At 31.4% G+C, this 18033-nt stretch carries 18 protein-coding genes; 8 read left to right on the top strand and 10 right to left on the bottom strand.

Going from position 1 to position 18033, the window contains the following annotated elements; all coding sequences use genetic code 11:
- Window positions 1-50: 50 nt before the first annotated feature.
- The 6 genes from Q9Q97_RS11075 to Q9Q97_RS11050 form a co-directional block, all read right to left on the bottom strand.
- Window positions 51-1418 (bottom strand): S41 family peptidase, encoded by a 1368-nt coding sequence (locus Q9Q97_RS11075; protein ID WP_306156950.1) that lies wholly within the window; start codon window positions 1416-1418, stop codon window positions 51-53.
- Between the two features lie 46 nt (window positions 1419-1464).
- Window positions 1465-2796, bottom strand: coding sequence for a DUF58 domain-containing protein (locus Q9Q97_RS11070; RefSeq protein WP_306156948.1), 1332 nt, complete (start codon window positions 2794-2796; stop codon window positions 1465-1467).
- A gap of 314 nt (window positions 2797-3110) precedes the next feature.
- Window positions 3111-4124, bottom strand: coding sequence for a MoxR family ATPase (locus Q9Q97_RS11065; RefSeq protein WP_306156946.1), 1014 nt, complete (start codon window positions 4122-4124; stop codon window positions 3111-3113).
- Between the two features lie 106 nt (window positions 4125-4230).
- Window positions 4231-5433, bottom strand: coding sequence for a DUF4350 domain-containing protein (locus Q9Q97_RS11060; RefSeq protein WP_306156944.1), 1203 nt, complete (start codon window positions 5431-5433; stop codon window positions 4231-4233).
- On the bottom strand, window positions 5426-6199 hold the full coding sequence (locus Q9Q97_RS11055) for a DUF4129 domain-containing protein (protein WP_306156942.1): 774 nt from the start codon (window positions 6197-6199) through the stop codon (window positions 5426-5428). Before Q9Q97_RS11055 ends, Q9Q97_RS11060 begins: the two co-directional genes overlap by 8 nt.
- A gap of 9 nt (window positions 6200-6208) precedes the next feature.
- On the bottom strand, window positions 6209-7189 hold the full coding sequence (locus Q9Q97_RS11050; RefSeq protein ID WP_306156940.1) for a stage II sporulation protein M: 981 nt from the start codon (window positions 7187-7189) through the stop codon (window positions 6209-6211).
- 20 nt (window positions 7190-7209) lie between these two features.
- Here Q9Q97_RS11050 and Q9Q97_RS11045 point away from each other — a divergent pair, with 20 nt between their 5' ends.
- The 6 genes from Q9Q97_RS11045 (at window position 7210) to Q9Q97_RS11020 (ending at window position 13083) form a co-directional block, all read left to right on the top strand.
- On the top strand, window positions 7210-7953 hold the full coding sequence (locus Q9Q97_RS11045; RefSeq protein WP_306156938.1) for an RDD family protein: 744 nt from the start codon (window positions 7210-7212) through the stop codon (window positions 7951-7953).
- Window positions 7954-8056: 103 nt separating this feature from the next.
- Window positions 8057-8908 carry a hypothetical protein gene (locus tag Q9Q97_RS11040; RefSeq protein WP_306156936.1) on the top strand — a complete coding sequence of 284 codons (852 nt, stop codon included), beginning with the start codon at window positions 8057-8059 and terminating at the stop codon, window positions 8906-8908.
- A 117-nt stretch (window positions 8909-9025) separates the two neighbouring features.
- Window positions 9026-9628 (top strand): trimeric intracellular cation channel family protein, encoded by a 603-nt coding sequence (locus tag Q9Q97_RS11035; RefSeq protein WP_306156934.1) that lies wholly within the window; start codon window positions 9026-9028, stop codon window positions 9626-9628.
- Window positions 9629-9712: 84 nt separating this feature from the next.
- On the top strand, window positions 9713-10660 hold the full coding sequence (locus Q9Q97_RS11030; protein ID WP_306156932.1) for a GNAT family N-acetyltransferase: 948 nt from the start codon (window positions 9713-9715) through the stop codon (window positions 10658-10660).
- Window positions 10657-11808 carry a DegT/DnrJ/EryC1/StrS aminotransferase family protein gene (locus tag Q9Q97_RS11025; protein ID WP_306156930.1) on the top strand — a complete coding sequence of 384 codons (1152 nt, stop codon included), beginning with the start codon at window positions 10657-10659 and terminating at the stop codon, window positions 11806-11808. The genes Q9Q97_RS11030 and Q9Q97_RS11025 overlap by 4 nt, the downstream gene beginning before the upstream one ends.
- A gap of 33 nt (window positions 11809-11841) precedes the next feature.
- Complete coding sequence (locus tag Q9Q97_RS11020) at window positions 11842-13083, top strand: O-antigen translocase (protein ID WP_306156928.1); 1242 nt, start codon at window positions 11842-11844, stop codon at window positions 13081-13083.
- 133 nt (window positions 13084-13216) lie between these two features.
- Here the strand turns inward: Q9Q97_RS11020 and Q9Q97_RS11015 are convergent, their stop codons facing one another.
- Window positions 13217-14104 (bottom strand): glycosyltransferase family 2 protein, encoded by an 888-nt coding sequence (locus tag Q9Q97_RS11015; RefSeq protein ID WP_306156926.1) that lies wholly within the window; start codon window positions 14102-14104, stop codon window positions 13217-13219.
- Between the two features lie 85 nt (window positions 14105-14189).
- On the opposite strand from Q9Q97_RS11015, the gene Q9Q97_RS11010 reads away from it, so the two are divergent.
- Together Q9Q97_RS11010 and Q9Q97_RS11005 are read left to right on the top strand one after the other, a co-directional pair.
- A complete protein-coding gene (locus tag Q9Q97_RS11010; protein ID WP_306156924.1) occupies window positions 14190-15011 on the top strand; it encodes a glycosyltransferase family 2 protein in 822 nt (273 codons plus the stop codon).
- A gap of 7 nt (window positions 15012-15018) precedes the next feature.
- Window positions 15019-15423 carry an FdtA/QdtA family cupin domain-containing protein gene (locus tag Q9Q97_RS11005; RefSeq protein ID WP_306156922.1) on the top strand — a complete coding sequence of 135 codons (405 nt, stop codon included), beginning with the start codon at window positions 15019-15021 and terminating at the stop codon, window positions 15421-15423.
- Here Q9Q97_RS11005 and Q9Q97_RS11000 read toward each other — a convergent pair.
- Genes Q9Q97_RS11000 through Q9Q97_RS10990 form a run of 3 tightly spaced genes read right to left on the bottom strand, consistent with a single transcriptional unit; the run spans window position 15410 to window position 17919 of the window.
- Complete coding sequence (locus Q9Q97_RS11000; protein ID WP_306156921.1) at window positions 15410-16345, bottom strand: glycosyltransferase family 2 protein; 936 nt, start codon at window positions 16343-16345, stop codon at window positions 15410-15412. The two genes, Q9Q97_RS11005 and Q9Q97_RS11000, sit on opposite strands and share 14 nt — an antisense overlap.
- A 6-nt stretch (window positions 16346-16351) precedes the next feature.
- Window positions 16352-17236 carry a glycosyltransferase gene (locus Q9Q97_RS10995; RefSeq protein ID WP_306156920.1) on the bottom strand — a complete coding sequence of 295 codons (885 nt, stop codon included), beginning with the start codon at window positions 17234-17236 and terminating at the stop codon, window positions 16352-16354.
- Window positions 17236-17919, bottom strand: a complete 684-nt coding sequence (locus Q9Q97_RS10990) for a cell division ATP-binding protein FtsE (RefSeq protein WP_306156918.1) — start codon at window positions 17917-17919, stop codon at window positions 17236-17238. The genes Q9Q97_RS10995 and Q9Q97_RS10990 overlap by 1 nt, the downstream gene beginning before the upstream one ends.
- Window positions 17920-18033: the final 114 nt, after the last annotated feature.

The following is an 18033-nucleotide window of genomic DNA, read 5'->3' as shown; positions in this document are numbered from 1 at the left end:
ATTTAAAAACAATGATAATTCGAGTTTAATCGAAAAACTAATTATAAACGTTATTTCTTTTTTAAATATTTCATTGCTTCCTCGAGCACTACATCTTTATTCTTTAAGTAATCGTTAAGCGTTGGAACAATCTCTATGTCGGGTTTTATTCCGTAACCCACAAATTCTCTTCCGTCAGGATAAGTATCTTTTTTTGTACAGATTCTGGCAGATCCACCGCCTGGTAAATCAAATAAAAGCGGCTGTCCCGTACTTCCAAACGTTTTTTCGCCTATTTTCACCATATGTTTTTGCTTATCTGCATAAATTAAAAAATCTTCAGCGGCCGAAGCTGTAATATGTCCTAACAAAAGCACCGTTGGTACAACAATACGTTTTGCTTTTAGATGAATGGTATCGGGTGTATAATCAAAATCATAGAAATATTCATCATGATAAGATAAATAAGCTTTTTTTGCCCATGAGTTGTTTATGGTATCTTTTTCGTTAACAAATTTCCCCCAAGCTTTATAAGTAGGGATGTGAGAACGGCTTTTCGACTTTGCACCGTAAAGAATAGTATCGTTTGTTAAATACTGCAATATTGCAGTTCCAATATTGGTGTTTCCTCCTCCATTGTAACGTAAGTCAATTATTAAAGATTTTGCTTTATATAATTCTGGAAGTTTTTCTACAAACAAACTATCGATTTTTTCATCGCTAAATGAGTTTAAAGCAACATAAGCCGTTTCCTTATTCATCCATTTAAAATCTAAAATTTTTCGATCAGCTTCAAAAGGGGGAAATACTTCTTTTTCTACTGTAGTTCTGTGTGTTAATGTCAGTTCTATTATTTTTTTATTAGGCTTTTTTATTTTGACTTTATATGTGTCTCCTTCCAAACCCCCTAGCAAATTAGAAATACTCCAATCTTGCAAAACATAATCAGTTGAAGAAGATTTATAAGGAGCCACATTTTCGTCAATAAATTGCTGGGTTGGCTTTCCATTAACTTCTATGATTTCACTTCCAACAGGGATTTCTTCTTTTTTGCTCAAATTTGTTCGAATTATAATTGCCTTACCTTGAACATTTTTTACAAAAAACCTGTAATCTCCAAACATTGTAGTCATTTGTTCAACAATGCCTTTTGGGATAAAGATGTTTGTATGACCATCCTTTAAAAGCGCACAAAACTTTTGAAGTTCACGATAATATTCGTAATCGTTTTTCGTATTTTGCACAACTGAGATTAATTCCTTATATCGGTTATCCCACATTTGTCTGTCTACTTTGTCCAAATAAACAAAGTTATAATTTACTTCCTGCCAGAACTTTGAAAGTCCGTAAACCTTATCGCTTGGAGTTAAAGTATTTGAAATTTGTCCAAAATTAGAAATGGAGAAAAAAAGAAAAACAAAAGCAATTACTGATTTCATAAACTTATTACTATTTAGTATCGGTTTGCAATATAAGGAATAATTCTTACAAAATACCCCTAGACTTAATCTCCAAATATTTATTAATTGCGTCCAAAGTCAGATTCTCAGGTTGGGTTAAAACAGAATGTATTCCGTATTTTTTCAATTCGTTTACGATTAATCGTTTTTCAAACATGAATTTCTCGGCAATCACTTTGTCGTAAACTTCTTGAATAGTAGTTGTTTTTTTATTGATAATGCTGTTTAATTCTGTATTGCTAAAGAAAACGACAACTAATAAATGGCTTTTGGCAATTCCTTTTAAATAAGGCAATTGGCGATTTAAACCATCCATGGTTTCAAAGTTGGTGTATAGAATAATTAGACTTCTTTGATTGATGTTTTTTTTAATATCAACATACAATCTACTGTAATCGCTTTCAAAGAAATCTGTTTTTACATTATAAAGCGATTCTAAGATTTTCTGCATTTGCGAACCTCTTCTTTCGGCAAAAACGCGGTTTTCTACCTTTTTAGAAAAAGAAAAAAGACCAGCTTTGTCTTGTTTTTTCAGAATGACATTCGACAAAACCAAAGCCGAATTAATAGCATAATCCAATAAACTTAATCCGTCAAAAGGCATTTGCATGACGCGGCCTTTGTCGATTGCCATATAAACCGATTGTGATTTTTCGTCCTGAAACTGATTGACCATTAAAGAATTTCTCTTTGCTGTTGCTTTCCAGTTCAGCGTTCGCAAATCGTCGCCTTGAACATATTCTTTAATCTGCTCAAACTCCATGGTATGTCCAATTCGGCGTATTTTTTTGATTCCGTATTGAAAGAGATTATTTGAAAAAGCAATCAAATCGTATTTTCTTAATTGAATGTAAGACGGATAAGTAGGCACCATTTGATCATTATCAAAAGAAAATCTTCTCGAAATTAATCTTAAAGGCGAAGAAACATAAATATTTAAAGCTCCAAAATGATATTCTCCACGTTCTGTTGGGCGAAGATCGTAACCAATTTCTTTTTGTGAAGCTGCCTTTATCGTTTTTACAATTTTGAAATTACGAACTTGAAATTGAAACGGAATTTCGTCAATAATTTTAACCGAAATTGTAAAAGTATAATGGTTTTTTAGATTGATTTTTATAGGATTCAAATCTCCGTTTGATAACTTTTCGGGAGTAATTCTTTCTGCTTCGAGTCCTGTTCGCGCTAGATACAAAAGTAAAATATCAAGTCCCAAAAAAGTAACTAAACCTAAAACCAACAGCCAAACTGCATTGTACATATTCGGAAAAATAAAGGCGCAGACAAACAATCCTATAATGCCGATGAGCACATAGAAAAAGAAATTGTTCAGATATAGACTTTTTATGAATTTCACTTTATTTTTTTGTTTACTTCGTCCGTTCGGCTTTCAGCCTCGGGTCAGGTTTCAAGTTTGCCCTTCGACTTCGCTCAGGGAGACAAATGTTTTTTACAGAGTTTTATCTTTCATTTTCAAGCTGTACTCTTTTTTGTCAGGCTGAGCGGAGTCGAAGCCCTTTGTGCCCTTCGACTTCGTTCAGGGGGACAAAACTTGTTTGCAAATTTCAGGTTTCACGTTTCCTGCAAGGTTTTTAAAACCTTGTAGGTATTAGTTGTTCTGTTGTTAAGAAATACACCTACAAGGTTTTGGAAACCTTGCAGGAGTTTTAACTATCTCGGAATCTCTACTGTTTCAATAATTTGTTTAATGATTTCAGAACTTGTCAAACCTTCCATTTCGCGTTCTGGCGCAACAATTACACGGTGCTGTAAAACCGGAATTGCAGCTTCTTTTATATCTTCTGGAGTTACGAAATCACGTCCGCGAATGGCTGCAAAACCTTTAGAAGCATTTAGAATAGCGATTGAAGCACGAGGCGAAGCTCCTAGATATAAAAAGGCATTTTCGCGTGTATTTACAACGATTCTCGCAATGTATTCCAAAAGATTTTGTTCTATTCTAATTTGTTTTACCAAACCTTGATATTCTTTGATTTCTTCAGCAGAAAGAATGGTTTTTATAGCATCTAATTTTCCGTGATCTTGCAAAGAATGTTCTCTTTGAATGATTAAAATCTCTTCATCCAACTTTGGATAATCGATTGTAATTTTAAAAAGAAAACGGTCCAATTGCGCTTCAGGCAAGCGATAAGTTCCTTCTTGTTCTACAGGATTCTGAGTGGCAATAACCAAAAATGGCGCTTCTAATTGGTACGCAGAACCATCAATTGTAATTTGGCGTTCTTCCATTACTTCAAAAAGCGCGGCTTGTGTTTTTGCAGGAGCACGGTTGATTTCGTCAATTAAAATCAGATTCGAGAAAATCGGACCTTTTTTGAATTCAAATTCTGAGTTTTTCAAATTGAAAATAGAAGTTCCTAAAATATCAGAAGGCATTAAATCTGGCGTAAACTGAATTCTGCTGAAACCGATATTTAGAGTTTTGGCCAATAATTTAGCCGTAATGGTTTTGGCAACTCCAGGAACACCTTCCAAAAGAACATGACCGTTTGATAAAATGGCAACCAAAAGCTGATCTACCATTTTGTGCTGTCCTACAATTACTGTTTCGATCTCTTTTTTAATCGTATTTACATGCTCTAAAAGAGGAGTAAGGTTAATTCTCGTTTCAAAATTCACATTTTCATTTGTGATTTCGTTTGATGTTGTATTGATGTCGTCCATAATTTGGTCTGTTTTTATTTTCTTTTTGCCACTGATTTTAAGGATTAAAAAAGATTTTTTTAGTTAATCTGTGCGAATCTTTTTAATCTGTGGCAACTATTTTTAGTTAATTTAAAATCTTTTCTATTGCTGTATTTATTCTAAGAAGATCTTCTTCCAGACTTCCGTGATAACTATTTCGGTGGTCATTAATTAATTGTACCAAATCTTGAATGTCTTTTTTGTCTTTTCCTGTTTTATAGTGCAATTTGGTTATAAAATCGTCATCTAGTTTCGCAGTGTCAATCAAATAATCGGTTCTAATTTTTTCTAAAAAGTAAATAATCTTTTTGTCAATAATATTGGTATGATCGCCTTCCTGATAATATAAATTTCCAACTGTTTTAGTAAAATCAACGGTTAAATTTTGCAAAGGTTTTATGATTGGCACAATGCGCTGTTTTCTTTTGGCGTTGAAAATCATGAAAATAAGAATTCCGATTATGCCCAAATACCAAGCCGATTTCAAAGCGGGCTGACTCCAAATGTATCGCATCGGAGAACTTGAAATTCGCTTGTCGTTAAAACTTTTATTGTACCAAAATATATTTCCTTTTGGAATATAGGATACTAGATTTTCAGTATACTGATAGTTGTTCTTTTTCAGTAGATTATAATTGGTAAAAGCGACTGGCTGTGTGTGCAAATACAGATATCCATTTTTATACGGAACTTCAATAAAATTGACTTGCCTTTTGTTTTTACGAGTAGATTGGTATCCTAAAATTTTTGTGTTTAAAGTATCAATTTTAGAAAAATAATCACTTAGACCTGTATTAAAAGTATATTTTTTTTGACTTATGTTTTTATTTGCCATCCAAGCCGAAGTGCTGTCATTGGGAATAAAATCGGTTTTCAATTCAATTTTTAAAGAATCCAATAACACTTTCGGAAACACTTTCATGCTTAAAAAAGCATTATTTCCGTGAGAGACAAAATATAAAATTTCTTTCATCGACTGATCGTCAATGTTTTCAGCCTCAGAAATATTAATGAAAGTTCCTTTAATCTTATAAGTTTCTACATTTTCTCTTGCATCATATTGCGAGTCCAGATATTCATAAGGCGTCTGGGTAGAAATTCTTTCTACTTTTTGTTTAAAAAGGCCATCAGCTTCCTGATCAAAAACGTACAATCCAAATGGAATTTTATCCTCAACAGAGTACGTCGGAGTCCAATCAATAGGTTTTGGCTGTCCTTTGTCTACTAATAATGTTATTCCGAGAATTAAAACCAGAATAGCAATGTATATTTTAACTTTATTATCCATTACTAAAGGTTTTTAATGCTTTTTTAAATCTGTTTTCAGTCTTTCTGAATGTTGCTTCGTCAATTTCAAATTCTCCGTACCAAATATAATTGTACAGATAAGAAAGATAGGTAAATTCTTCTTTATGAGCAGGATTCTGCAATTCGTACAAATAATCAGAATTGGTTTTTTCGATATCCCATTCAATAAAATGATGTTGTGCCATAACTTTCAAAAGCCATAAATAGTAATATCTTATTGCAATTCTTCTCTCGCCGGCTTCAATGCTTTCTTTAATCAATTTTTCAAAATCTAAAAGATGGATGTTTTTCTCTGCATCTGAATAGAATAAAGTTCTCTTGGTATTCTTTCCAAAAATCCATCTTCCTTCTTGTTTGGTCAAAGCTCTGGCAATAAAATAAATCAAAACTATAACCACCAGAACTGCGATTATTCTAAACAGAATTGCAACAAAATTCAGAGATGTTTTTACACTGCTGAAATTAAACAAATTGAAAATTTGTCTCGCCAGCCAATGCTTAAAATGATCCCACCAGTTTTTTTCGGGAGTTTTATATTCGTAGATAAAATTTTTATCGGTATATTTTTTCTTGAAATTCTTTTCAAAATGTCTGGCTTCTACAGTTCTAGAATCAACTTGAATGTCTTTTTCGGTATATTTAATTCCAGTAATTTTTGGAGGATCCAGAGTTAAAGGAATAGAATCCTGAGCCTGAGAAATACCGCAGCACAAAAGAAAAGATAAAATAAATAATAATCTGGTCATTACTTGTTCTTAAAGTTTTTCGGCGGTTAAAGAATGAATTTTTTTATGTACGATAAAAGGATAAACCAAGTAATAAAACGAAATTATCGCAAGCGTAACTAAAATAATAAAACTGCTTAGCCAATTGGGCATATCGATAGAATATCTGGTAATAAAGCCTTCTAAAAATCCGGCACTTATCGTGAAAGGGAAAGTGCTCAAAAATATTTTGAAACTGTTTTTGAAACCAATTTTGAAAGAATTCAATCTGGAGAAAGTTTTAGGAAATAGGATAGAAGCTCCTAAAATAAATCCTGCAGTGGTTTCGATTACAATGGCAAAGATTTCCATAGAACCGTGAATCCAAATTCCGCGAACACTTTTCCAGAAAACGCCTTGTTCGTAGAAAAAATATTGAAAAGAACCCAGCATAATGCAGTTTTGAAGAAATATATTAAAAGTGCCAATTCCTACAAATATACCATAGAAATAGCATTTTGCGCCTACAAAAAGGTTGTTTACGGTAATGCCAATAAAACTTCCCCAATTGCTGCCCGAACCGTAAACGGCCATCGGATTGCCTTTTTTGATGTTTGCTAAAGTCATATTTACGTATTCGTCGCCTAAAATTAAACGCACGAAATCACGATCGTAACGGGCAGAAAGAACGCCAATTGAAACAGTGACAAAAAACAATGCGAAAGCATAAACCAAATATCTTCTGTATTCGTAAACCAATAAAGGCACTTCGATTTTAAAGAAATCAATAATGCGGTTCTGGTCTGTACGTTTGGTTTTGTAAATCTTCTGATAAATTTGAGACGCAAGATGATTAAGGTATACAACCGTTTTACTTTTAGGATAATACGTTTGAGCATACGACAAATCATTCATCATTTGAATGTACAAATTAGCTAATTCATCAGGATTTTTTTTAGCTTTACCAAAAATTGCCAGCTCAAACTCGAGCCATTTTTCTCTGTTTTGTTTTATAAAGGCGATTTCTCTCATTGTAGGCTAAAATATGAAATATGTCAGAATTATCTATTAACACGACACAAAATGTCAAAATAAATTTTATTGCTGCTTCTGTAGGCGAAAGATTGGGTGCTTTTTTTATTGATATGTTTATTATAATCTGTTATATAACAGCACTTTCAATAGTTCTTTTTGACTGGTTGCAACTAGATCGGCTAATGGTTAATTTGGACGGTTGGTCACGAGGAGCGATTTTTTTAATGCTCTATTCGCCAGTTATAGTCTACTCGCTAGTTTTAGAAAGTGTTTTTGAAGGGCAGTCACTTGGCAAAAAGTTATTAAAAATTAAAGTCGTAAAAATGGATGGTTATCAGGCAGGTTTTGGTGACTATTTAATCCGCTGGTTTTTTAGAGTAATAGACTTTTTTACCTTCTTCGGACTTCCTGGACTTATTGCGGTTATCACAAGTCAGAAATCGCAGCGATTGGGCGATATGGCGGCAGGAACAGCAGTAATTACTTTAAAGAATAGAATTAATATCAGCCATACTATTTTAGAAGAAATTGGCGAAGCTTATGTGCCAACTTATCCTTTGGTAATTAAGCTTTCAGACAATGATATGCGTATTATTAAAGAAACCTTTCAAAAAGCGGTTGCTAAAAACGATCATGAAGTGATTTACAAATTGGTAGCCAAAATTGAAAGCGTAACAGGCATAAAAAATCAATCTGGAAATAATAGCGATTTTATTCGTGTCATTTTAAAAGACTATAATTTCTATACTCAGAATATGTGATTTTTCATTAAAGATTTAAAAGTGTTTTTTGAGTTTTATTGATAATTTTTTAAATTTTATCAATATATTTACGATACATTTTTAATTCAAAAATTTCCAACAAATGAAAATTATAAAGCCATTTCTAGTGTTACTAGTACTATTATCTGCTTGTATTACTTTTGCACAAAGCGGAAAAAAATTAGATAGAATTATAAAAAGAGATTATCAGATAATCGATTGTACGATTTTAAAAATGTCTGATAAAACCGTAGACTATTCGCTTCCTGGCGAAACAATTCAGATTTCGCTAGATGTTTCGCAGATCGCGAGAATCGATTTTGCAAGCGGAAGAACTCAAACTTTTGATGCGTCTTCAAGTTCAAACAGCTCAGCTCAAAATACTTCTCAAAGTATTGAAACTGCAGAGATGAAACCTAATACGATTGCAGTACTGCCAGTTCCTTACGTAAACGCCGATAATCAGCAAGGTTCTGAAGATATGGCAAAATTTGCTCAAAATGATCTGTATAACAAACTGTTGGATAAAGCGTCGAATATTTTACCGTTAACGGTTCAGGATTTAAGAACAACCAATAGCCTTTTGCACAAAGCAGGAATCGATCATAACAATATTGATGAAACTCCAATTGCAGATCTTGAAAAAATACTAGGAGTGGATAATATAGTGGCTGCAAAAATTTCATATACCATTGGAACAGCCTCTACAGCTACTACCTACAGCAGTGGAGATACAAAAGTGAGCAACAATAACAAAAAAGTATCTTCAAGCGATATTTCTACCACAACAGCAAACAATCAGGTGTATTATTACTATACGGTTTATTTTGACATGTATAAAAATAAAGACAAGATCTACTCGCAAACCCGTAAGCCATTATTGGCAGTAAAAGACAGTTGGATAGATTCGATCACATATTTGCTAAAAAGAAGTCCGATTTACGTGAAAAGATGATAAGTACTTTTACGAGTCAGATTTGCTAAGATTATTCCTTGCAACTTTGTAACTTTGGCTTTTTGTTAAGAAAAGCTTAGCAGCTTAGAATCTTAGAAACTCAGCAACTCAGAAAGAATGTTTCACCTACTCGATATTATTGGGACCATGGCGTTTGCAATGTCTGGCGCCTTAACCGCAATGCACAAAAAACTAGATCCGTTTGGGGTTTTTATCATTGCATTTGTAACTGCAGTTGGAGGCGGAACACTTCGTGATGTTTTAATCGGAAGAACTCCCGTTGGGTGGATGCGCGACATGCAATATGTTTACGTAATCATTTTAGGATTTTTTCTAGCCATTCTTTTCAGAAAAAGCTTCGATAAACTTCGAACTTCGTTGTTTTTATTTGACACAATTGGTCTTGGCGTTTTTACTTTAATTGGTCTCGAAAGAGGAATTCTAACAGGACTTCATCCGGCAATTTGTATTGCGTTAGGAACCATGACAGCCTGTTTTGGCGGTGTAATTCGTGATATTTTATGTAACGAAATTCCAAACGTTTTTAGAGAAGAAATCTATGCAACCATTTGTATATTAGGAGGAATTGTATTTTTTGGATTACGAAAACTAAACCTAAATGACGATATATTATATCTGGTTACATCTCTTGTAATTATTGTAGTTCGATTAATGGCTGTAAAATACAAATGGCATTTAAAAGCATTCGATCATAAGTAGAAAAATATTCAGCCACGAATTTCACGAATTTGCACTAATTTAGTTCGTGAAAATTGGTGAAATTCGTGGAAAAAAAATAAAGCTTTGAAAACATTCGTCATAAGAAAATACAATAAAAACGATTATACTATTTGGAACGATTTTGTCGCTCAAGCCAAAAACGCTACTTTTTTATTTCATCGCGATTTTATGGAATATCATAAAGACCGCTTTGAAGATTTTTCGCTTTTAGTTTTCGAAGACGAAAAACTGCGCGCTATTCTTCCCGCCAATAAAAAAGGAAATTCGATATATTCTCACCAAGGTTTAACCTATGGAGGATTAGTGTTTTTGTCGAAATTGAAAGCAGAAAAAGTAGAATCAATTTTAGATGAAATTTTCTTCTTTTTGAAAGAAAATAAATTCGAAACTCTTTATTATAAGCCAATTCCAGATTTTTATTTTTCAGAAGGAAATGCAGCAATCGACTTTTTTTTAATGAAAAGAGGAGCGGTTTTAGAACGAAAAGAAATGAATCTCGCTGTTAATCTAACAATTCCTTTAAAGATTTCAAAAAGCAAAATGAAACACTTTAGAAGAATTGAAAATCTAGATTTAGATATTTTTGAAGAAGAGAATCTCGATCCGTTTTGGGAGAAAGTTCTAGAGCCAAGATTATTAGAAAAATTCGATATAAAGCCAGTCCATTCAAAAGAAGAAATAACACTTTTAAAATCTAAATTCCCTCAAAATATTAAACAATACTCTGCTTATAGAAATGACGAAATTATTGCAGGAATAACCATTTTTGAAACTAAAAATGTTGTAAAATCTCAATACGGCGCAACTTCAAAAACAGGAGAAGAATTCAGAGCGCTTGATTTTTTGTTCGTCAATTTGATCCATAAATATAAAAGAAAAGGAAAGCATTTCTTTGATATGGGTATTGTGGGTGAGGAAAATGAATTTGGTTATAATAAAGGTCTTATAAAGCAAAAAGAAGAATTAGGCTGCAGTGTTTATAGTCAGGACTTTTACAAACTTACATTATGATTTCTTTTCTGGATTTAAAAAAAATAAACGAACCGTATGAAACTGCTTTTCAGGAAAAACTGAAATCGGTTCTGGAAAACGGCTGGTATATTTTAGGAAAGGAAGTAGAAACTTTTGAAAGAGCTTTTGCCGAATATTGCCATTCTAAATATTGCATCGGAGTAGGAAATGGTTTTGATGCTTTGGTTCTCATTTTTAAAGGATACATCGAACTCGGAAAACTCCAAAAAGGAGATGAGGTAATTGTTACTGCAAATACTTATATCGCAAGTATTTTGGCTATTTTACAAGCCGATTTAATTCCAGTTTTAGTTGAACCAAGATTAGAAACTTACAACATAAATCCAGATTTAATTCAGGAAAAAATCACTCCAAAAACCAAGGCCATTTTAGCTGTTCATTTATACGGACAATTGGCTGAAATGGAAAGAATCAATGCAATAGCAGAAAAAAACAATTTAATTGTTGTTGAAGATTGTGCACAAAGTCACGGTGTTAATGCAAATTCCAATATTTTTAAATCCCAAATTTCAAATTCTGGAGATTTAGCTCGAAATCTAAAATCTAAAATCAACAATCTAAAATCAGCTTCTGCTTACAGCTTTTACCCAGGCAAAAATTTAGGCTGTTTGGGCGATGGCGGGGCGATTACAACAAACGATTCTGAATTGGCAAAAGTGCTTTTTTCGCTTCGAAATTATGGCTCAGAAAAAAAATACCACAACGAATTTATTGGTGTAAATTCGAGGTTAGACGAATTGCAGGCTGGATTTTTAAATCTGAAATTGCCTAATTTGGATACTGATAATGAGAAAAGAAGAACCATTGCAAAACGATATTTAGCAGAAATTAAAAATGATAAAATAACGCTGCCGTTTTGGGATTTTTCCAATAATCATGTTTTTCATCTGTTTGTCATTCGAACAGAAAATAGAGAAAACTTGCAAGAATATTTAACTCAGAATAATATTCAAACCGTTATACATTATCCAATTCCGCCACACCAGCAAAAAGCTTTTAAAGAATGGAATAATTTGTCATTTCCTATCACAGAAAAAATTCATAGAGAAGTTTTAAGCTTACCGATAAGTCCCGTTTTGAATGACTTGGAAGTAGATTTTATTATTGAAGTTTTAAACCAATACTAATTGAATTTCTATAGAAAAATAATTCAAACAAGCTTGTTTAAGATCACATCTTTAAACAGTTTAAGTGTTGCTTTAAAAATTGGAATCGGATTAATAACTTCAAAAATATTAGCGGTTTTTGTTGGTCCCAGCGGAATGGCTTTGGTTGGAAATCTTCGGAATTTCTTGACTTCATTAGAGAATATTTCTTCTTTAGGTTTTCAAAACGGAATTGTAAAATATACAGCTGAAAATGAAAAAAATAAAATTGAAATTCAAAAAATAGTTTCTACTGTTTTTATCAGTTTATTGTTTGTTGCATTTCTGCTAAGCGGAATTTTATTCTTTACAGCTTCTTACTGGAACCAGAAAATCTTTGGAAATAACATCGAATATTTAATTGTTTTTAAAGTTCTAGCATTGGTTTTGCCAACTTACGGACTTTCTATTTTTTTAATTGCTGTAATTAATGGTTTAGGCAAATTTCAAAAAGTAATTTGGATCAACATTATCGGAAATATTATTGGTTTACTAACTTCCATTTTTCTAATTCTACAATTCAAAACCTCTGGAGCTTTATTTGCAATTGTAATTGCGCCAGCTTTGCTATTTTTTGCTACTTTTTATTTAGTTCAGCGAGAGATTCAGTTTCTTCAAATTATAAAATTAGATTCTTTCGATATTAAAATTTTGAAGAATCTTTCTTCATACTCTTTAATGGCGCTTGTTTCGTCTGTTTTTGGACCTTTTGTATTTCTTGCAATTCGAAATCATATTATTCAGAATTTAGGAATGGAACAGGCGGGAAATTGGGAATCAATGACGAGAATTTCGTCCTATTATCTAATGTTTGTAAGTACTATTGTAAGCGTTTATTTTCTACCAAAACTATCTAAAACCCAAAGTGATTTAGAAACAAAAAACATCTTATTGCAGTATTATAAGTTCATTTTGCCGATCTTTGGTATAGCACTCACTCTCATTTATTTTATGAGATTTTTTATTGTCAGACTGCTTTTTACGAAAGATTTTTTACCTGTAACCGATTTGTTTTTTTGGCAGCTTTTGGGAGATATTTTTAAAGTTTGTGCTCTTATTTTAGGATATCAGTTTTTTGCGAAAAAAAAGACTTCTGCATTTATTTTAACCGAATTATTTTCGTTTGCAGTTCTGTATTTTTTCAGTTTGTATTTTATTAAAATTTATGGAATTGAAGGTGTTGTAATTGGATATGCGCTAGAAAATTTTATTTATTTGTTTGTGTTGTGTGTTTATTTTAAGAAGAGTTTGTTTTAATTGACCAGTTAGTTATGCTTTTTTCTTTTTAGATTCTCGTTTTTATAATGATGATTTTTACGATGCAGATCATTTACATAATTTGGGCGCAGAGAAATGTTCAATGATTGTAAGCGATTTTTTAAAACAGAAATTAGCTAAAACGTAATTTTAATTCCAAAGGAATATATTTTATAAAAAGCAAGATATCTAAAGTTCTATACGCTTTTTCCATTTCAAAATGCAGTCTTTTTAAAAGTGCTTTATTTTCTTCTTTAGTTTGGTTTAATGCAATTGCCTTTTTTATAATTAAATAAGTCGATCGATTTATCTTTTTTGTTCTTGAATTAAATCTTTTATAAAACATATTTCCTAAAGAGTTGGGAAGTTCTCTTTTCTGAACTAAAATAGAATCTATGAATTCGAAGTTGTAATTTCTTGAAGTTCTAATCCATATGTCTAAATCTTCATAAGATAAATTTTCATCGTAGCCGTTTAGCTCTAATAATACTTCTTTTTTTATCATTGAACTGATAGAACATATCATACTGCTTTGGCTTAAAATCGCTTTGTAAATATCTCCAGAAGCAGGTTTTAGTATTGCTTTTTTATCAGCACCAACTTTGTAATAATAGTTGAGATGTGATTTGTCTTCAGAAATAATTTCGGCATTTCCATAAACTATAGCCAAACGCTCAGTTTTAGATTTGAAAAAAGTGGAAATCTGTTCTTCGACACAGTTTGGTAATAAAATATCATCTGCAGCTAAATCAATAATATAATCTCCATTTGATAATTTTAGAGCTTTGTTAAAGGTTTTGGTATTGCCTAAATTGCTTTCATTAATTACAAGTTTAGCGTGAGAATGCTTCTTTTGCCATTCTTTAATTTCTTTTACAGAAGAATCATTACTAAAGTCATCAGCAACTATAATTTCAATATTTTTGTAAGTTTGATTTACAATAGAATTTAAAGCCTCAATTACAAACTTATCATGATTGTAGCACAAACAAATGACAGTTACTAAAGGAAGATTGTGCATATTGAAATTGAGTTGTTAAAATGAATTTGTAAAATTCAAAAATAAGAATATTAAAGTGTTTATGATTGTTTAATAGAATTGAAAAATGAATATTTTGTTTGAAGAAAAAGATTTGGAGATATTAATTTCGACAATGAACAGAGATTCGTTGGAGTTTTTAGTTCCCATGTTTTCATCTTTAGACTATTCGAAAATTTCAATATTAATAATCAATCAGGTTCAAAATGAAATAAATCTTACTTCGAATTATCCAAATATAAGAGTTATAAACTCATTTGAAAAAGGGCTTTCTAAAAGTCGAAATTTAGCTTTACAGAATGCGACTGGAAAAATTCTTTTAATTTCGGATGATGATGTAGTGTTTGAGAAAGGATTTATTGCAAAAATAATCAATGCATATCATAAATATCCGAATGCGGCGGTTATAAAATTTAGCGCTCTAAAAGCAGATAAAAAGCTTTTGAATAAATATTCAACCAATTCTAAAAGCCGTTTAAATGCTTTTGATATCTTGAATACAAGTTCTATCGAATTAACATTAAATAAATTTCAAGTTGATTTTAGAAAATATAGATTTGATGAAAATTTCGGACTGGGAGGAATTTTTGAGATGGGAGAAGAAGCTGTTTTTTTATCAGATTTAAAGAAAGATAATAAACAGCTCGTTTTTGAACCGCAGATAATTGTTGAACATAAAAACTCAACTTCTTCAGAGAAAAGAGATATATTAGACAGGTATTTTATTAGCGGCGCATTGTTTACTAGAATCTTTAAAGAAAAATATCTTTTTTGGATTTTTGTAAAGATGTTTTTTGATTTAAAACACAAGAAAATAAAAATGAATAATCTGAATGCTATTTTCAGAAATGCAATAAAAGGGCATAAAACGTTTCAACAAAGCAAGTAAAATGATAATGAACGATAAAGCACAAATAATACCTATTCCGAAAATAGAAGAGCGAAGAGGCAATCTTTCAGTTATCGAAAATGGCACTGTTCCTTTTGATATAAAAAGAGTGTATTATTTGTATGATGTTCCGGCTGGAGCCGAACGAGGAGGACATGCTCATAAAAAGCTTCGACAATTTTTGGTTGCCTTAAGCGGTAGTTTTGATGTGGTTTTGAAAGATGGGGAAAAAGAGCAAATAATTACCTTAAATCGACCTTACGAAGGATTATTGATTAATCCTGGAATTTGGAGAGAATTGCAAAATTTCTCTTCAGGTTCTCTTTGTCTGGTAATAGCTTCAGAAGTTTATATAGAAGAAGATTATATTAGAAATTTTGATGATTTTATTAAGTATGCTACTTGTAAATAGAAAAATCAATTCCGCTTTGTTTTAATTTTCTTTTTAATTTTAGAAAAACCTGCAAAATAAAAGGCGGAACTTTTAATAAAAATTGAACTTTAAAAGGAATATTTTCCTTATCAACATCTTTTAAATAAAAATTGAATTTGGTTTTATTCCCAAAAATATAGTAGTGTAATCCATATTCAATTCGATATAAATCGAGAAATTTTTTAAGAGAAGGATTATGCTTTTCAAAGATTTTGAATTGTTCAAAATCCATTAAACTCATCGAATTTATTTCGCGTTTACTCAAACTTTTTCCAATATCATAGTTATAAACTGCAGTAGTTTTATTCGTAATTGCTACAGGAAAATTAACCCCGATTTTTGTCCATAACTCTAAATCTTGACCATTTGTTACGCCAGGCGTAAAACCTCCTGTGTTTTCTAAAATTTCTTTTGAAATAGCTAAACATGAAGTCCAAGTAATGCGGGATGGTCGATTAGAATAAAAATAATCATTGATAATTCCGCTAAAAGAATTTGTTATTCCTTGAAATACTGGGGTTTTAAAATGGTTTGTGCTGATTTTAGTTTTGTATCGAGAACAATAAATGCCACAATTTGGAAAATCAAGAATTAATTTGTTCAATTCTTCTAAATGATTTGGAAACCAATAATCATCAGCATCAAGAAAGGCAATAAATTTTCCAGAAGATTTCTCAATTCCAAAATTTCTTGCAACAGAAACGCCTTGATTTTTTTGATTAAAGATTTTAATTCTTTTTTCATTAAAACTTCTAACAATAGTTTCACTTGCATCGGTAGATCCATCATTTATTATAATGATTTCGTAATCAATAAAAGTTTGACCGAGAATACTTTTGACAGTGTTTTCGATATGATCAACTTTATTGTATAACGGAATAACTACCGAAAAAAAGACCATAGCTGATTATTTTTTTAAATCGCAATAAAAACCTAATTTATAAAAATCTAAAAGATATAAATTTGGTTTTTCTGAAGTTAAGTTGGCTAATATTCTCTTTTTTGTTATGCTATAAATAGCTTTTGCAATTCCAGTTAAATATAGCCTATTTAAAAGTGAATGAAACTTTGTTAATCTAGTGCTTTCAGGATCAATTTTATGAAATTGGACTAAGTTGTGTAAGTTTTGAACAGCTTTTTCAGCTTTTTCAATAAAATCGATACTGTTTTCATTGTTGTAATGAATCAGCAGATTTTCGGTATGTGAAACAGGAATCGAATTTAAGCGCAGATTATTTATAAAAATCAGGTCTTCATATCCATAATCTTTTATGAATTCTGGAAATGGAAATTGTAAGATAATTTCTTTTTTTAAAATTAAATTCCACGTAAATACAAAATCATAATTATTTTGAAGTCGTTGATTTAAAGATTTACTTTCTCTTTTTAAGCCATATTTCCATCGAAGTATTTTTTCTTTAGAAGGAACAATATCGGGGTATTTTACACCGCCAAAAATTACTGATGTTGAATTTGAAAGTAATTCAATATAATTTTTAAGATAAAATTCATTCTCTGGCAAAGCATCTGCCTCCATAATCAAGATAAAATTATACTTTGATTTGGAACATAATAAATTAATATTTCTTCCTCTGCCTAAGTTTCCAGTATTGATCGAAAAAGAACAATTTTCGAGTGTATTTATCTGCGTGTTTTCATTTGCGAAATTTTGGCTGAAATCATCTTGTGCCAAAATCTCATATTCAATTCCTAAATTATCGGCTTGTCGCTTAAGTTCTAAAACCAGCGGAAAAACATTATAATTATAAACCGGAATTAAAATGGAAAGCATTACACGCTTCTTTGCACCACTTCGAAGATTCTTTCATCTTCGCATTTTAAGGTTTTAGAAGGGAATTTCATTAATAAAGCATAATCGTGCGTTGCCATAATAACGGTTTTACCTGCGGCATTAATCGCTTTTAAAACTTCTAAAACTTCAGAACTTGTTTGTGGATCAAGATTTCCTGTAGGTTCGTCAGCAAGGATAAATTCTGGGTCGTTCAATAGCGCTCTAGCGATTGCAACACGCTGTTGTTCTCCTCCAGAAAGCTGATGCGGCATTTTGTTTACAAAGTCTTTCATTCCAACTTTGTCCAAAACTTCATCAATTTTATGTTGCATGGCTTCTTTTTCAACCCATCCTGTAGCTCTTAAAACAAAAAGCATATTGTCTTTTATAGAACGGTCTGGAAGCAGTTTAAAGTCTTGAAACACAATTCCGATTTTACGTCTTAAATACGGAATTTCACTTTCTTTTAAAGTTGCCAAATCAAATTCAACAATATGTCCTTCGCCTTCAACTAACGGTAAATCAGCATATAAAGTTTTTAGAAAACTACTTTTTCCAGAACCAGTTTTCCCGATAATGTAGATAAACTCACCATGGTTAACATCTAAGTTAATGTGAGAGATAATTTTTCTTCCTTCTTGATATATAGTGACTTCTTTAAGAGACAGTACGGTTTGTGACATAATAAAATTGGTTTGAATGGTAAAAGTAATAAGATAACGCTTGGATTCAAAATAAATTTAAATGAATTCTTATGAAAAAGTTTAAATGTAATTAAACCATATAAGCCATATAAG

Origin of the sequence: Flavobacterium sp. DG2-3 (genome assembly GCF_030730925.1) — a bacterium.
Taxonomy (GTDB): Bacteria; Bacteroidota; Bacteroidia; order Flavobacteriales; family Flavobacteriaceae; genus Flavobacterium.
The sequence above is the reverse complement of the archived record's forward strand: the minus strand, read 5'-3'. Positions and strand labels throughout refer to the sequence as shown.

Bases quoted from the DNA above. Each gene is read 5' to 3' on its own strand.
- Q9Q97_RS11055 (WP_306156942.1), bottom strand. From the start codon at position 6,199: ATGACCAGATTATTATTTATTTTATCTTTTCTTTTGTGCTGCGGTATT.
- Q9Q97_RS11040 (WP_306156936.1), top strand. From the start codon at position 8,057: ATGAAAATTATAAAGCCATTTCTAGTGTTACTAGTACTATTATCTGCT.
- Q9Q97_RS11025 (WP_306156930.1), top strand. From the start codon at position 10,657: ATGATTTCTTTTCTGGATTTAAAAAAAATAAACGAACCGTATGAAACT.
- Q9Q97_RS11035 (WP_306156934.1), top strand. From the start codon at position 9,026: ATGTTTCACCTACTCGATATTATTGGGACCATGGCGTTTGCAATGTCT.
- Q9Q97_RS11045 (WP_306156938.1), top strand. From the start codon at position 7,210: ATGTCAGAATTATCTATTAACACGACACAAAATGTCAAAATAAATTTT.
- Q9Q97_RS11060 (WP_306156944.1), bottom strand. From the start codon at position 5,433: ATGGATAATAAAGTTAAAATATACATTGCTATTCTGGTTTTAATTCTC.
- Q9Q97_RS11010 (WP_306156924.1), top strand. From the start codon at position 14,190: ATGAATATTTTGTTTGAAGAAAAAGATTTGGAGATATTAATTTCGACA.
- Q9Q97_RS11075 (WP_306156950.1), bottom strand. From the start codon at position 1,418: ATGAAATCAGTAATTGCTTTTGTTTTTCTTTTTTTCTCCATTTCTAAT.
- Q9Q97_RS11005 (WP_306156922.1), top strand. From the start codon at position 15,019: ATGAACGATAAAGCACAAATAATACCTATTCCGAAAATAGAAGAGCGA.
- Q9Q97_RS11000 (WP_306156921.1), bottom strand. From the start codon at position 16,345: ATGGTCTTTTTTTCGGTAGTTATTCCGTTATACAATAAAGTTGATCAT.
- Q9Q97_RS11065 (WP_306156946.1), bottom strand. From the start codon at position 4,124: ATGGACGACATCAATACAACATCAAACGAAATCACAAATGAAAATGTG.
- Q9Q97_RS11015 (WP_306156926.1), bottom strand. From the start codon at position 14,104: ATGCACAATCTTCCTTTAGTAACTGTCATTTGTTTGTGCTACAATCAT.
- Q9Q97_RS11050 (WP_306156940.1), bottom strand. From the start codon at position 7,189: ATGAGAGAAATCGCCTTTATAAAACAAAACAGAGAAAAATGGCTCGAG.
- Q9Q97_RS10990 (WP_306156918.1), bottom strand. From the start codon at position 17,919: ATGTCACAAACCGTACTGTCTCTTAAAGAAGTCACTATATATCAAGAA.
- Q9Q97_RS10995 (WP_306156920.1), bottom strand. From the start codon at position 17,236: ATGCTTTCCATTTTAATTCCGGTTTATAATTATAATGTTTTTCCGCTG.